This is a genomic window from Agathobaculum sp. NTUH-O15-33, assembly GCF_033193315.1.
GTDB lineage: Bacteria > Bacillota > Clostridia > Oscillospirales > Butyricicoccaceae > Agathobaculum > Agathobaculum faecihominis_A.
This window is the reverse complement of record NZ_CP136187.1, coordinates 953,883-968,131: the sequence shown is the minus strand read 5'-3', so window position 1 is coordinate 968,131 and position 14,249 is coordinate 953,883. Positions and strand designations below refer to the sequence as shown.

9 protein-coding genes and 1 tRNA gene are annotated in these 14,249 nt (G+C 58.8%); 2 read left to right on the top strand and 8 right to left on the bottom strand.

The window, feature by feature from the left end; translation table 11 throughout:
- Positions 1-2,438 precede the first annotated feature (2,438 nt).
- Both RWV98_RS04980 and RWV98_RS04975 read right to left on the bottom strand, forming a co-directional pair.
- The gene (locus tag RWV98_RS04980) at positions 2,439-3,854 is read right to left on the bottom strand and encodes a carbon starvation CstA family protein (protein WP_317864190.1); all 1,416 of its coding nucleotides are present in this window, start codon (positions 3,852-3,854) and stop codon (positions 2,439-2,441) included.
- A 38-nt stretch (positions 3,855-3,892) separates the two neighbouring features.
- The gene (locus tag RWV98_RS04975) at positions 3,893-5,041 is read right to left on the bottom strand and encodes a GGDEF domain-containing protein (protein WP_317865691.1); all 1,149 of its coding nucleotides are present in this window, start codon (positions 5,039-5,041) and stop codon (positions 3,893-3,895) included.
- 220 nt (positions 5,042-5,261) lie between these two features.
- Between RWV98_RS04975 and RWV98_RS04970 the strand changes: the two genes are divergently transcribed.
- Both RWV98_RS04970 and RWV98_RS04965 read left to right on the top strand, forming a co-directional pair.
- Positions 5,262-5,999 carry a LytR/AlgR family response regulator transcription factor gene (locus RWV98_RS04970; protein ID WP_317864188.1) on the top strand — a complete coding sequence of 246 codons (738 nt, stop codon included), beginning with the start codon at positions 5,262-5,264 and terminating at the stop codon, positions 5,997-5,999.
- Complete coding sequence (locus RWV98_RS04965) at positions 5,996-7,291, top strand: sensor histidine kinase (RefSeq protein ID WP_317864186.1); 1,296 nt, start codon at positions 5,996-5,998, stop codon at positions 7,289-7,291. Before RWV98_RS04970 ends, RWV98_RS04965 begins: the two co-directional genes overlap by 4 nt.
- Before the next feature lie 159 nt (positions 7,292-7,450).
- Here the strand turns inward: RWV98_RS04965 and RWV98_RS04960 are convergent.
- The 6 genes from RWV98_RS04960 to RWV98_RS04935 all read right to left on the bottom strand — a co-directional run bounded on the left by RWV98_RS04960 (position 7,451) and on the right by RWV98_RS04935 (position 14,207).
- A tRNA-Ala gene (locus tag RWV98_RS04960) sits at positions 7,451-7,526 on the bottom strand.
- 85 nt (positions 7,527-7,611) lie between these two features.
- Complete coding sequence (locus tag RWV98_RS04955; protein WP_317864184.1) at positions 7,612-8,382, bottom strand: TatD family hydrolase; 771 nt, start codon at positions 8,380-8,382, stop codon at positions 7,612-7,614.
- Entirely contained in the window at positions 8,382-8,576 is a 195-nt protein-coding gene (locus RWV98_RS04950; protein WP_317864182.1) for a DUF4177 domain-containing protein, read from the bottom strand. The genes RWV98_RS04955 and RWV98_RS04950 overlap by 1 nt, the downstream gene beginning before the upstream one ends.
- 52 nt (positions 8,577-8,628) lie before the next feature.
- The gene (gene metG / locus RWV98_RS04945; RefSeq protein WP_317864180.1) at positions 8,629-10,554 is read right to left on the bottom strand and encodes a methionine--tRNA ligase; all 1,926 of its coding nucleotides are present in this window, start codon (positions 10,552-10,554) and stop codon (positions 8,629-8,631) included.
- A 349-nt stretch (positions 10,555-10,903) separates the two neighbouring features.
- Positions 10,904-11,191 (bottom strand): S-layer homology domain-containing protein, encoded by a 288-nt coding sequence (locus RWV98_RS04940; RefSeq protein WP_317864178.1) that lies wholly within the window; start codon positions 11,189-11,191, stop codon positions 10,904-10,906.
- Complete coding sequence (locus RWV98_RS04935) at positions 11,160-14,207, bottom strand: insulinase family protein (protein ID WP_317864176.1); 3,048 nt, start codon at positions 14,205-14,207, stop codon at positions 11,160-11,162. Before RWV98_RS04935 ends, RWV98_RS04940 begins: the two co-directional genes overlap by 32 nt.
- Positions 14,208-14,249 lie beyond the last annotated feature (42 nt).

The following is a 14,249-nucleotide window of genomic DNA, read 5'->3' as shown; positions in this document are numbered from 1 at the left end:
TTTTTCGTATAATCGGGCACGTCGGGAAAATCCGCCGCATGCTCCGCATAGAGCGCGGGGAAGTCGCTCACCGCCTTGACGTCCGCATCGCCGTTAACGGTGATATGCAGCAGAGCGATGATGGCGTTTTTGTCCGTCAGGGTGCTTTCAACGTCCACCTTGGAGTCGGAGATCAGTACATTTTTGCCGTTGATGGCACTGTCCCCCGTGCGTGCGGTTAGAGTGGAACGCTGGTCAATCGCGATGTCTCCGCCCGCCGCGTTGATGCCCGTCATGAGGTTTGTGAGGGTAAGATTCGCGCCGCTGAGGGTGATCCCTTCATCCGCCTGCAATCCGACGTAAGAGGCTTCGGGCTCTAAGGTCGTATCCTTGTTGATGATCTTCAGCGTCGCGCCGTTTAGGGTTAGCCCCTTGTTGGCGCTCACGCCCGACACGCCGCCTCCGTCCTGGGCTCGTTTGAGGTAGACGGTGAGTTTGCCCGCGCCCTTTATGAGAAGCTGGTTGTTTAGGCACCGGACGCCGCAGTTCAGCGCGGCGTCCGCATCGTTGCCGACGACATTATCGCCGGTCAGCGCCATGGTAAAGTCCGTGCTGTCCTCCACGTAGATTCCCGCGCCTTTGTGTGTGCCTGTGATGGCCGCGCTGTTGAGGGACAGCGTATTGCTGGCGGCATTGTAGGATACCTTCCCGTCGCCCAGCACGTTGGCCGAATTCTCCGGGGTGACTTGCGTGCCGCCCACCCACACGCCGTAGGCCCCGGCGGCGGTAATGACCACATCCCCGGTGACGTGGGCGATGCTCACCGTGCCGCCGCGCCTTTCGTAGGTGTAGCCGGCCTCATCGTCCAATGCCAACGTTTCTCCGCCCATGGTGACGGAAATGGAGTCGGGCAGGCTGTAGCCGTCCGCCGCCGTGAGGGTGACGGTGAGGGGCTTGCCGTACTTAACGGCTGCGGGCTGCGCTTCCGCCGTCAGGTTGGTCAGCGTGCAGGAGACCTGATAAAGGGCCAGAACGACGACAGGGTCGGAGACCTCTATGGCCGCATAGGCGCTGGAATCAGGGAGCGTCGCCGTAAAGACATAGGTGCCCGGCTCCTTTACAAGGACAGTCGCGTCCTTAGGGGTCGAATTTACCGTGAAATCCGTACCCTTCACAAGCGCATTGCCGTCCTTGGTTCCGGTTATGACAAAGTCGGAGGCTTTAATCCCCACGTCACCGCCGTTGTTGGACACGCCGAACTGAACGGGTGCGACGTAGTTGACACCGTCGCCGGTTAAATTTTCCACCATCATACTGCTGATATACTTGTTGCCATTCATCTTATCGGAGACAGTGACCGTGAAGGGTTCGGAGGTCACCGATTGTCCGGTGGCGGACGTATAGACGGCCTTAATGGTGTTGTCACCCACATTGAGATGCGTGAAAGAACTAGGTCCGCAGACCACAGAGAGGGCGAAGCCCTTTTGCTTCCCAAAGCCGCTCGTGGCGCTGTAGCTCACCGGAGCGCCTAGCGCGGCCTCGCCCAGATAGAACTGGACCTTGCCCGTGGTCATCGCGGTGCCGGTCTCCACATCCTTGATGTCGGCCATCAGGAATATCTCGTCGCCCTTGCAGTACGGCGCCGTCTGCTTGACGGACACGGTAACGGTAAAAGTGAAGACGGTGGTGCCGGTCAGCGTCTCCATGTCCCCCAGCTGCTTCGCAAAATCGTTCAGTTCCGCCAGTTTGTCGGCGCGCGCCTCGGTGATCCGCTCCAGAGCCGCCGCGTCCCCGGACAGCGCGGAAAGCCGCGCTTGCAGGGCGGGGACCGCCGCCAGCTTGGCGCGGGTCTCGGTAACCCAGACGGGGAATGCCGGGTCGGCGTCGCCGGGGGCGCTTTCATAGAGTTCGTCCACCGTAGGCAGGGCGTCGATGGCGGCGCAGAGGGCGTCCACCTCGTCCGGCTCCGGCGCGGTCTGTTCCGCCACGGTGACGGTGATCGCGGGCCAGTCCACGCCCTCGGCGCAGGCGTACCCCGGTGCGGACGCGGTAAAGGTATAGCGGCCCGCCGGGCCTTCAAAGGGGCGGTCCGCTTCCCAGCTCACGCCGTCAATCACAACTGGCTCGGTGTCCGGGGCCGTGGCGTACACGGTGGCACGGAGGGAGCCGGGCAGGTTTAAAGCCTCCCGCACCGTCCCCGCCGGGACGGTCTGCTCCGCCACCGCCGCGTCCAACGGCTCAAAGGCCGCGACTATCACGTCCCGACCGTTCTCCGTCCCCCCGGCCTGCGCCGAGACCGGCAGCAGGGTCATTAGCATAAACGCTGCCAGCAGGGATGCAAGCGGCCGCCGCAGTTTCTTTATTTCTCTCATATTTCTTCCTCCCTTTGTGTTTTGTAAGTAAAAGAAGCCTTGGCGATAAATGTCCCATTTATCGCCAAGAGGGGTATACCCCTCTCTTTATTTTTTCAGTGCGTTACCCGTCCGCCCGCTGTAAGCGAAACGGGCGGACAGGGCAAGGGCGAACAGAACGCCGGCGGGACAGGCGATACCGGCGGAAAGGCGCAGGCCTTCCTCCGCCATGAGGATGTAGGTGGAGCAGACCGCCGACATGAACGCGGCGGGCAGCGCCGCCATAAGGCTTTGCACGCGCCCGCAGTGCCGGCGGAGATAGACCGCCGCCGCCCAGAGGGCGATCATGGCGAGCGCTTGATTGGCCCAAGAGAAGTAACGCCAGACGACATCGAAATTCAGTTGGGTGAGCAGCGCGCCCGCCGCCAAAAGCGGAAGGGTGAGCAGCAGGCGGTTGCGGATTTTCGACTGATCGAGCCGGAACCAGTCCGATAGGGTGAGACGGGCGGAGCGAAACGCCGTATCCCCCGAAGTGATGGGGCAGGCGACCACGCCGACAACGGCCAACGCGCCGCCGACAACGCCGAGCAAGGCGGTCGAAATATCATACACCACGCCGGACTGGCCGAGCGAGGACAGGGCGGCTTGCAGGCCGCCGGCGCCGCCGTAAAACGCGACGCCCGCCGCAGCCCAGCAGAGGGCGATCACGCCCTCGGTTATCATGGCCCCGTAGAACACGCGGCGTCCGTCCCGCTCGCGGGCAAGACAGCGCGCCATCATGGGCGACTGGGTGGCGTGGAAACCGCTTACCGCGCCGCAGGCCACGGTGATGAACAGATAGGGCCAGACGGGCCTGCCGTCCGGATGGAGGTTTTGCAGCGTCAGCTCGGGAATATGGTAGCCGCCAAGCAGGATGCCGCCGCCGATGCCCAGCACCATGACGATGAGGACGACGCCGAACACGGGATAAATTTTGCCGATGAGTTTATCGATCGGCAGCAGGGTAGCGAGAAGATAATACAAAAGAATGACGAAAACCCAAAAGGGCGCGCCGAACGCGGGCGGTGTGAGCCGCGCGATGAGGGCGGCGGGGCTGGTTGTGAAAACCGCGCCCACCAGAACCAGCAGCACCACCGAGAATACGCGCATGACCTGCTTCATGCCGCGGCCCAGATACTTGCCCACGATTTCGGAAGCCGACGCGCCGCCCATGCGAACGGAGATCATGCCGGTGCAGTAATCGTGCACGGCGCCGCCCAAAATGCTGCCGAAAACGATCCACAAGAATACCACGGGGCCGAACACCGCGCCCATGAGCGCGCCGAAGATGGGGCCGGTGCCCGCGATGTTGAGCAGTTGGATGAGAAACACCTTCCACAGCGGCATGGCGACGTAGTCCACCCCGTCCGCGCGAACGACGGCAGGCGTCTCGCGGTCGTCAGGGCCGAACACCCGCTCGACCAGCCCGCCATAGGTCAGATAGCCGGCAAGCAGCAGGGCGAGCGCTGCAAAAAAAGTAAGCATGATATTTTTAGTCCCCCCAATTTCAAAGTGACGTACCCCTATGAAAGTGCACGCACGGTCTGGCAGTTCAAAGCCGCCTTATTTTGATACATATTTGCGTCGGCGCGTATGAATGCATCCTCGATGCTTTCCCCCGGCCGGGTACAGGCATGGCCGGCGGCGATGGAGATCGGCATCCCCTGCTCCGCGGACGCACGTTCCAGTTCCGCCGCCAAGACTGCCAGCAGGGCTTCCGCCCGCTCTGGCGGACACCCCGGCAGGATTACGGAAAATTCGTCCCCGCCGATGCGGAATAAATGCTCTGTTGTTTCGGAAAAGACGGCGCGAAGCGCGTCCGCGGAGCGGCGCAGCACCATATCCCCGGCATGGTGTCCAAAACGGTCGTTAATCTGCTTAAAGTGATTACAGTCCAGCATGACGCAGCAGACCGCATCCGTCCCGCGCTCCCGCTCCAGCATGTTCACACGCTCCACATAGGCTGCCCGGTTATACAGGCCGGTCAAGGCGTCCAGATACACGAGCTGGTACAGGTGCTTTTCCCGTTCCAGTCGCTCGTTCTGCTTCTGGATATGCAGGGTCTTGCGGATGGATTGCAGAAACACTGCATAGCAGGCCAGCACCACGGCGGCAAACGTGAGCCAGCAGGGCGCGTATTCGGGGCGCTGGATCATCGGCTTGGGATAGACGGCAAAAAAGATAAGGGCAAAATAGATGAGCACGGCGGAAAACGCCATCGTCCCCCACCCAGAATCCACTGTGTCCAGCAAAACGTGATAGGCCCGCAAACGCCTATAGCCCGCGGCCAAAAGGATCGAAAACAGTGTAAGTACCACAAAAAACGCCCCGACCGCCCCGCCGCGAAACAGGATGCCCGCATAGCGGCCGATGAACGCAACGATCAGCGATACGGTATCCACAAAGCAGAACGTTAGCAGGAAGCGGCTTCCCTTGTGCCGCGACAATGCCCAAAACAGCAGAAAGCTCGGCACCGTCATAAAAACGGCCGCCGCCAGCGAGGCCGGGATGTCCCAGAGATAAACCCCAACAAAGTAGAAAAGCAGAATGATCCCGCAGCCGCCGTACATGAAGGCGCGGTATAACGGCGTATCCCTTTTCAGCTTAAAGATCATAGAATAAATGAGCAGATCAAAAAAGATAACCGTCACATCTGTTAGGACGGCAAACATATCTGGCAAATAATCTCCTCCATCCTCTGTGCGTTTCCGTGTCTCTGCTTTTTGCATACCCGTCCAGCCTTGACGAATCGGTTCGAGCTGGTTAAAATGGAACTACGGCCGCCAAGCTTTGACTGCCCCTATTATAAAATTTTTATGGGCGGCGCGGCGGCGTTTTACGGAATTGGTACCTGAAAATACGAAATTGGTCATAGCGGAGGGGGTGACAGACGTGCTGCAAATCGCTTTGTGCGACGACCGGGTGGAGGAATTGGAACGGGTGACGGGGCTGGTGGAAGCGTATATCCGGCTCCACCCGGAGCTGGACAGCACGGTGCTGCCCTTTCAGTCCAGCTACGACCTGCTGGAGTGCGTCAAAAGCCGGGGCGGGTTCGACCTGTATCTGCTGGATGTAATGATGCCCGAGCCGGACGGTCTGGCCGTGGGCGCGGCCATTCGGGAGCGGGATAAGGACGCCATGCTTGTCTATCTCACCAGCTCCCCGGACTACGCCGTGGCTTCCTACCGGGTGCGGGCGATGGATTATCTCTTAAAGCCCGTGGAGCGGGACGCCCTCTTTTCCCTGCTGGATCGGGCGGCGGAGCGGTCGCTAGACGACATGCCCTCCGTGACGGTGCGGACAAGGGACGGCGTTGTGGTGGTTCCCCTCGCGGAGATCGTCACGGTGGAGAACGGCGACCATGCCGCCCGCTACACGCTTTCGGGCGGGCGGACGCTGACCACGGGGACCGTCCGCTCCTTTGACGAGGTGGCGGCGGCTCTGCTGGCCGAACCGCGTTTTCTGCGGGTGGGGGCTTCCTTTGTAGTGAATATGCTCTATGTGGACAGCATGACAAAGGAGCAATTTTTCATGCACGGAGGACTGAAAATTCCCATCCCCCGGCTGCGCCGCGGCGAGGTACGGCAGGCGTTTCTTGATTTTATGCTTAAAAGGGGGCGAGGCGTATGAGCGAGACAATTCAGGTTTTATTCCGCACACTGGTGACCTGTGCCTGCCCGCTGGCGCTGCTGTTTGCCATGTCCGGCTTCCGATGCACGCGGAAAACGGCGTGGGCAGCTTTCTGGGTGATCGCGCTGCTCGGCACGGCGGTGTGCTTCACCCTGATTCTGACCGTGGGCTTGGAACAGATGTGGCGGGTCTACTTTATCGTCCTGCTCGTACCCAGTCTGCTGTTTTTGCTCTTTGCCACCACGGACCGCCCTTCCCAAGTGCTGTTCAATTTCTTTACGGCTGTCAACGCCTTTTATCTGACCGCCATTCTCTCCCATTTCCTTTTGGGTGCGGACGAGGAGCCGATCTGGGCGGGCGTACTGTTCCGCTTGGCGTTCTTCGGGCTGATCGTCTTTGTGTTCGTGCGCTGGCTGCGGGAAGCCTATCGCTTTATCGCCGCCAATATGCGGCGGGACTGGCGCGTCATGGCCGTGTTGCCGCTGTTGTTCTTCGCCTTGGTGATGTTTTTGGGACTGTATCCCCACAAGCGGGAGGACAATCTCATGGGGGTGGTGTTTCTCTACGTCATCCTCTGTGTGGTGTATTTCGTTATTTATCAGGTGTTCCACAATACTTACAATCTGCTGAAAGCCACCAGTGAGAACGACGCTCTGAAAAGTCAGGTGGAGGCGCTTCAGCGGCAGGCGGACGCCGTGAGCCGCAACGACGAAAAGATCCGGGTATACCGGCACGATATGCGCTTCACCATGCAGGTGACCGCTTCCATGCTGGAACGGGGGGATGTGGCGGGCGCTTTGAAGTATCTGGGCGAATCCGACGCTAAATTAAACGACACCAGTCTGGTGCACTACTGTGACAACGCGGTGCTGGACGCGCTGATTGCCTACTATGCGGAGAAAGCGCAGGAGCGGAACATCACGGTCACAGCCCACATGGATTTGGGCGTGGAACTCCCCGCCGACGAATTGGAGCTGTCCACGGTGTTCGCCAACGCCATGGAAAACGCCATTCACGCCTGCGGCAAGCTGCCAAAGGACGTGAAGCGCCGCATTGAGCTGACGGCGGTGTCCTCGCCCCACTTCTGTATCGAGATCGCCAACACCTATACCGGCGAAGTAGCCTTTGACGGCGAGGGCTTTCCCGTCACCAAGGAGCCGGGCCACGGTTTGGGCACCCGGAGTATCGCCGCCTTTATGAAGAAATACAACGCGGTGTACAGCTATCAGCTGGCGGACGAGATGTTCCGCTTTCAGTTTTTGATCAACTGGCCGAAAAAGCCAACGGAATAGGGGTTTTAAAGACAGTCTCGCGGTGAGTCATACCATTCGGTTAGGCATTCAGAAAAAAGCGGAAATAAAAAAGGGCGTTCCTTTCGGAACGCCGCAGCGCGCATAAAACAGTAAAAAGGCTTGTTTTCTTAACGAAAACAAGCCTTTTTCTAGTACCCTTGGTGGAGACGGTGAGGATCGAACTCATGACCTCCACACTGCCAGTGTGGCGCTCTCCCAGCTGAGCTACGCCCCCAAGTTTTGCCGCAGAACTTGTCCTGACGACAAAATATATTATACGGAAAACATGGGGAAATGTCAAGCAGTTTTTTTCTATTTTTTCAATCGATCGCAAACAGACGCTTGCCGTTTTCCGTCGTGATGCGCTCGACCTCGTGTACGTCCATTTCCTTGACCTCAGCAATGGTCTCCGCCATGCGGTGCACATACAAGGAGGAATTGCGGCGGCCGCGGTACGGCTCGGGCGCCATATAGGGCGCGTCGGTCTCGATCATCAGGCGGTCGATCGGCGTTTCGCGGATCACTTCGATCGCCTTGCGCGCGTTCTTAAAGGTGATCACCCCGGTGAAGGAAAGGTAATAGCCCAGCCGGAGCAGCTCGCGCGCCATCTCCACGCTGCCCGCATAGCAGTGGTACACGCCGCGCACACCCGGAAATGCGCGCGTGATCTCCATGCAGTCGCCGTGGGCGTCCCGGTCGTGCACGATCACGGGAAGAGACAGCCGTTCCGCCAACTCCATCTGGCGGCGGAACACGACCTGCTGGCGGGCGCGGGCGCGTTCCTCTTTTTCCCAATAATAATCCAGACCGATTTCGCCGACGGCGCGCACCTTGGGTTCGTTTTGCGCCAATTCAAAAATGACCGATAGGTCATTTTCCCAGTTTTCGTTGATATCTTCTGGGTGAATACCAACCGCAGCGTACATATGGGAGTATTTTTGTGCATAGCCAATCGCCTTGCGGCTGGACGCCAAATCGACCGCCGGATTGAGGATCAGGCCGACATTTTGCGCCGGCATAGACCGGAGCAGTTCGTCGCGGTCGCTGTCAAAGCGCTCGTCGTCGTAATGGGCATGGGTGTCAAACAGCATTACGGAACCTCTTTCTCAAACACCAGATCAAGCTCTTTGATACCGCCGTAGCTGGAAAAGCGCGTGGGCACAAAGCCGGCGTATCGCCAGCCCTGCGCCGCGTATCGCGCGATCAGATCCCGATGCTCGCCGGCGGAATTATCGACCCAAAAGCCGCCGCCCGTATGCAGCGACACATATTCGTACTGATACATATCCGTCCTCCTTAATCTAGCGAAAAAGGCCGCCGAACGGCGGCCTTTGGGTTTAGCAAAGCTTGGCGCCCGCCGGGATGCCGTCATCCAGCATCAGCAGGTTCAGCTTTTCATCCTTTTCAGCGGAAAGCAGCATGCCGCAGCTCTCCTGCCCCATCATCTTACGGGGCGGCAGGTTGGTAACGGCTACCACGGTCTTGCCAACGAGTTCCTCGGCCTTATAGTACTTCGCAATGCCGGAAAGGATCTGCCGCGGCTTGCCGGAGCCGTCGTCCAGCTGGAACTTCAACAGCTTTTCGCTCTTTTTCACATTTTCGCACGCAAGCACCTTGCACACCGTCATATCGACCTTGCAGAAATCGTCAAACGCGATATCGGGCAGGAAGGTGACCGCGGGCGGGTTCTTCGCGGCGTTTTCTTCCTCGATCTCCGTCAGCTTTTTCGGGATATCGATGCGCTCAAACAAAATGGACGCTTCGCCCACGCTGCCGCCTACCGGCATGCCGTTAAACGAGTTAAGGCTCTCCACGCCCTTATTCTCCACATTTAACTGCGCGAAGATCTTATCCGCCGTTTCGGGCAGGTAGGGCGCAAGCTCAACCGCCGCGAAGCGGATGGATTCCAGCAGGTTGTAAAGCACCGTGCCCAAACGGGCCTTCTTTGCCTCATCCTTGGCAAGGGCCCAAGGCATAGTCTCATCGATATATTTGTTGGAACGGCGCAGCAGAGTGAAAATTTCGTCGATCGCATCCGCCACGTGCAGGCCCGACATGCGCTTTTCCACAGCCGTGGGCAGGGCGAGCGCGAGGCTTTTCAGTTCCTCATCCACCGGTTCGGCGGCTTCGGGCGCGGGGATAACGCCGCCGAAATACTTTTTCGTCATGGCGATTGTGCGGTTCACCAAATTGCCCAGCACGTTGGCCAGCTCGGAATTGATGCGCTCGCAGATCAGCTCGTACGAAATGACGCCGTCGTTGCCAAAGGGCATTTCATGCAGCACATAGTAGCGCACCGCATCCACGCCGAACAGGCGCACCAGATCGTCCGCGTAGATCACGTTGCCGAGCGATTTGGACATTTTCCCATCGCCCACCAACAGCCACGGGTGGCCGAACACCTGCTTCGGCAGCTCTTCGCCCAGCGCCATCAGGAAGATCGGCCAATAAATGGTATGGAACCGGATAATGTCCTTACCGATCAGGTGCACATCCGCCGGCCAGAATTTTTTATAATGCTCATCGTGGCTGCCGTCCGGGTCGTAGCCGCAGAAGGTGATATAGTTGGTCAGCGCGTCCAGCCAAACGTAAACGACGTGGCCGGGGTCAAAATCCACCGGAATGCCCCATGAGAACGAGGTGCGCGACACGCACAGATCCTGCAAGCCGGGCTTTAGGAAGTTGTTGACCATCTCGTTTTTGCGGCTCTCGGGCTGGATGAACTCGGGATGCTCCTCGATATGCTTCATCAGCCGGTCGGCGTATTTGCTCATTTTAAAGAAGTAGGCTTCTTCCTCCGCGTCCACCACGGGGCGTCCGCAATCCGGGCAGCAGCCGTCCTTGAGCTGGCTGTCCGTCCAGAAGGATTCGCAGGGCTTGCAGTACTTGCCCTTATAGCTGCCCTTGTAGATATCGCCCTGATCGTACAGCTTTTTGAAGATGCGCTGCACCTTTTTTTCGTGCATCGGATCGGTCGTGCGGACAAACTTATCGTAGGTGGTGTTCATGAGGTCCCAGATGCGGCGCACTTCCCCCGCCACATTGTCCACATGCTGCTGGGGCGAAATACCGGCGGCCTCGGCCCTTTCCTGAATTTTCTGGCCATGCTCATCGGTGCCGGTCTGGAAATAGACTTCGTACCCCGTCATGCGCTTATAACGCGCGATCGCATCCGCCAACACGATTTCATACGTATTGCCGATATGCGGCTTGGCCGAGGTATAGGCGATCGCCGTCGATATATAATACGGTTTTTTCTCCATTGCTTTTCCGCTCCTTTTATTTCCCGTTACCCTTTATTATAGCCAAAAAGGACATAAAACACAAGAGAAAAACACAGCCGGCCGAAACATCGTTTCGACCGGCTGCACAGCTTGTCAAAAAGCCTTCGCGCCACAGCGCGCAATAAAATTGAAAATTGAAGCTAAGCTTCAATTTGACCAAAAAGCGGGAGCATGTATCTCGCTTTTTGAACAAACCGGCGGCGAAGTGCGGCCCAGGCCGGCCTCTCTTGCCCCGAAGGGGCAATTCACCTTCTGCCTGAAAGGCGCGCGCCAGAGCCGGAACACTCGATCGAAATGGGGCTTTGTTTCGATCGATAGACTGTCAAAATTATTTTTTTGACAGTCTCCGCAGGATGGTCAGCGCCTCCGCGCCGGTGATAGTGTCCTCCGGGCGGAAGGTGCCTTCCGGGTCGCCCTTCAAATAGCCCAATCCCGACATGCGGCTGATGACCTTATGCGCCCAGTACCCGCCGCCGACATCGCTGAACGACGGGCCAGCCGCCGTGCCCGCCGGAGCGAGCGTATCCACGAGCGAGCAAAACTCCGCGCGGGTGATGGCCGCGTCCGGGTGGAACGAACCGTCCTCATAGCCGCGCAGCAGGCCGCGGTCGTGCAAGCGCGAAAGCGCGTCCGACGAAGCGTCGGTAAAGCGCGGCAGTTCGGGCCGCTCGACAGCGGACTGGTCGATCAAGCTTTCCGCAATCAGCGCTGCGGCTTTCCGCCCGCGTCAGCGGCGTTTTCGCGCCTTCCTGCGGCAGATCGGCGCGCAGCATCGGCCGCACCCGTCCGGTATCCGCGTCCGCGCGGCAGGCGAACGGGAATTGAACGCCCTTCGCTTCCGCGGTGTTTACCCGCGCAAACACGCGGTTTTGCGCGGTCATGCGATCCAGCAGATCGGCGCATGCTCTCAGATCGTCCAATGTGACGTTCATCAGCGCCGCACGCTCGCGCTCAAAATCGGCCTGCGTTTTGCCCGAACGCGCGAGCGCCGCGGCGTTGCCGCGCGACCATGACGCCTCCTCGTCGTATTCCTTGATCGCGCCGATAATGTAGCCGTTCAGCTCGCTGTCCGACAGCGTCAGCCCCCGCACATACGCGCCCACGCCTTTATAGACCGCGATCACCTCGTCCACGGGCACACCGCCCGCGCACGCCATGGTCATGCCGTGCGCGTCAAAGCTGATGTTCGTACCGTAGGCCCCGCGCTTGTCGCGCAGCTCGGGCATCAGGTATTTGGCCCCCAGCACCGAGCCCAGCACGCGCAGCGCCGCGTCATCCACGGGCCCATCGTAAACGCCGTCTATCATCACGTGGTTGTCGTCCTGCGTACCGTTGGAAACGACGAGCGCGGACGGCCACCCGCCGGGCAAAAACGCGCAGGAGGAAACGCCGCTGCCTTCGGGCAGTCCCGCCAAAAAGGACTTAGCCGCCGCTTGGAAGGTGCGGTAATCCGTTTCGCTCCCCTGAAAGTTCGTCACTACGCCGCCGCGTTTTAAAGCATCGCCCAGCAGGCCGCGCAGCCGTGCGAGCAGCGCTTCATCCTTTTCAGGCGCATCCACCGCTTTTTCCACAAACGCCTGATAGGAGCGCGACGAGCCGTAGAACCCGGCGGGCGCCCCGCTTAAAAAGCGGTTGCTCTGCGTGCTCGCCAAGAGTCTGAGGCCGTACTCCGTCTGGAATGGATTGGAGAAATTCGCTTTCAGTTGCTTTTTCCGCTCGGTCAGGAAGGCGCGCAGCGCGCTCGTATCCTGTAAGGGCGGCGCACCCAGCAGCTTAATCAGACGATCGACCTGCGTTTTCAGCTCGGCCGGCGCGACCGAACCGCCGGCGACAAGCGCCGGGGCCAAAGTTTCCGCATCGCCGTACAGCGCATTTCCATCGACCCCAAAATAAGCGCCAATATTTCCCTTTTCCATCTGATCGTTCAAAAATTCGGCCAGCAGGCACCAAGCGGCAAGATCGTCCGCCTTGGCTTCGATCGGAAAATAGAGCGAGAAGGATGCCTGCTCCGCGTCCGTATCCACGGTGTGGTACCACGCCGCTTCGGGCGTTGTTTCACTTTTTTGTTCTAACGCAAAGGTGTTTTCCGAAAAGTCTGCGAGCGAGAGCTGCGGCAGCTTGGCAATGTTCTCCGGAGAATCCGGCGTGCCAATCCATGCGTTAAACGCCTCGGTATCCCGCTTTACCTGCTGCAGCTCCGCGTCCGTCAGCTTAGGCTCCGGAATGCCCGGCTTTGCGCCGCCGTTACCGGAAATGACGGTCGTTTGGTACTTGCCCGTGCGCCATTCGGCGGCAAGGGTCTTATAAATCTGCGTATCGGTTTTCAGCGCGTCGATCACATCCAGACGGTCAATGCAGGCCAGCGGATCGCCGCCGTAGGCAAAGCCGGTGAAGATCTCCTCGCGGCCAAACTGCTGCCATGTCTTCTGCTGATCGAGCAGCTTGTTGAGGCAGTCGGACGGAATACCGTTTTGGGCCACTTCGTCCAGCAGTTTTTGAAAGGCCTGCACCGCTTGATCCTTCTGTTCCACGGGCACGCCCGCAAGGATAATACCAAAATTATAGATGCCACCGCCCATGCCGCCGACCGAATAACCTATTGTATCCGGGAACTGCTCCTGCATTTTTATCTCTAATAAATAGGTAACGAGCGCGTTCCATGCCTCGACATTTTTAAGGTCCAGCACGTCCGGCCCGTGCATCATAAAGCCGATATCCACGGTTTTGGTCGATGCGGTCAGGTTGTATTCCTGCACGCTCTTGGTCTGTTCGATGGGCGCGCTGTCAAATTCGATCTCCGGCGCGCTGCCTTTGTCTGCTTTAGATAAATAACCGTTCAGCATTTTAAGCGTTTTGCTGATATCCTGCTCGCCTGCCACATAGATCAGCATGTTGGAAGGCTTATAATAGGTGTTATAAACGCGCATCACATCGTCATAGGTCAGGTTTAAAATGTCCGGAATGGCGCCGCCGGACGCAAGCGTGGGCGTGCCGTCGCCATAAAGGTTGCGGTACATCTGCTCGCTGACAAAATCGATTGAATTTTCGTTCGTATCCAGACTGCGCAGCTTCAGTTCGCTGAATACGATGCCGTTGTACTGCGCCTTGCCGTCAACATATTCCAGACGGATGCCCTGCTGCTTGAAAATATTCGGCTCTGTTCGCAGCAGCGGAAACAGCACGGACGACATATACACATCGGACAGGTTGTAAAAATCCGTTTCGTTTTTGGTACGCACCACATAGCAGGTGAAATCATCCGAGGTGTAGGCGTTCAGCTCATCCGCGACCGAGGTATTCGCCAGTACGTGCATGAGTTCGCGCACCGGATATTTCTCGCTGCCGCAAAGCAGCGCGTGTTCCAAAACGTGGTTTTCGCCCATCGAATCTTTGGGCGGGGTGCGGAACCCGGCGGCAAAGGAGCGTTCCTCCCCGTCGTTTTCCAGCCATAGGACCTGCGCGCCCGAAGCCGTGTGCCGCAGCAGGTGGTAGGCGCCTTCCTCCCGTTTTTGTACCTTTTCTTCGGTAAAGCCGTATGCGCCGAAGCGATCCGCCGCCCCCGCGCCGACCGGCAAAAACGATACGATCATCACAGCGCAGAGCAGCACTGCGAGCAGTCTTTTTTTCATCATGCAAAACCCTTTCGGTCATGGGCAAAAAAGCCCTGTAACCAT

Bases quoted from the DNA above. Each gene is read 5' to 3' on its own strand.
- RWV98_RS04950 (WP_317864182.1), bottom strand. From the start codon at position 8,576: ATGTATCAGTACGAATATGTGTCGCTGCATACGGGCGGCGGCTTTTGG.
- RWV98_RS04980 (WP_317864190.1), bottom strand. From the start codon at position 3,854: ATGCTTACTTTTTTTGCAGCGCTCGCCCTGCTGCTTGCCGGCTATCTG.
- RWV98_RS04975 (WP_317865691.1), bottom strand. From the start codon at position 5,041: ATGTTTGCCGTCCTAACAGATGTGACGGTTATCTTTTTTGATCTGCTC.
- RWV98_RS04955 (WP_317864184.1), bottom strand. From the start codon at position 8,382: ATGCTGTTTGACACCCATGCCCATTACGACGACGAGCGCTTTGACAGC.
- RWV98_RS04935 (WP_317864176.1), bottom strand. From the start codon at position 14,207: ATGATGAAAAAAAGACTGCTCGCAGTGCTGCTCTGCGCTGTGATGATC.
- metG (WP_317864180.1), bottom strand. From the start codon at position 10,554: ATGGAGAAAAAACCGTATTATATATCGACGGCGATCGCCTATACCTCG.
- RWV98_RS04965 (WP_317864186.1), top strand. From the start codon at position 5,996: ATGAGCGAGACAATTCAGGTTTTATTCCGCACACTGGTGACCTGTGCC.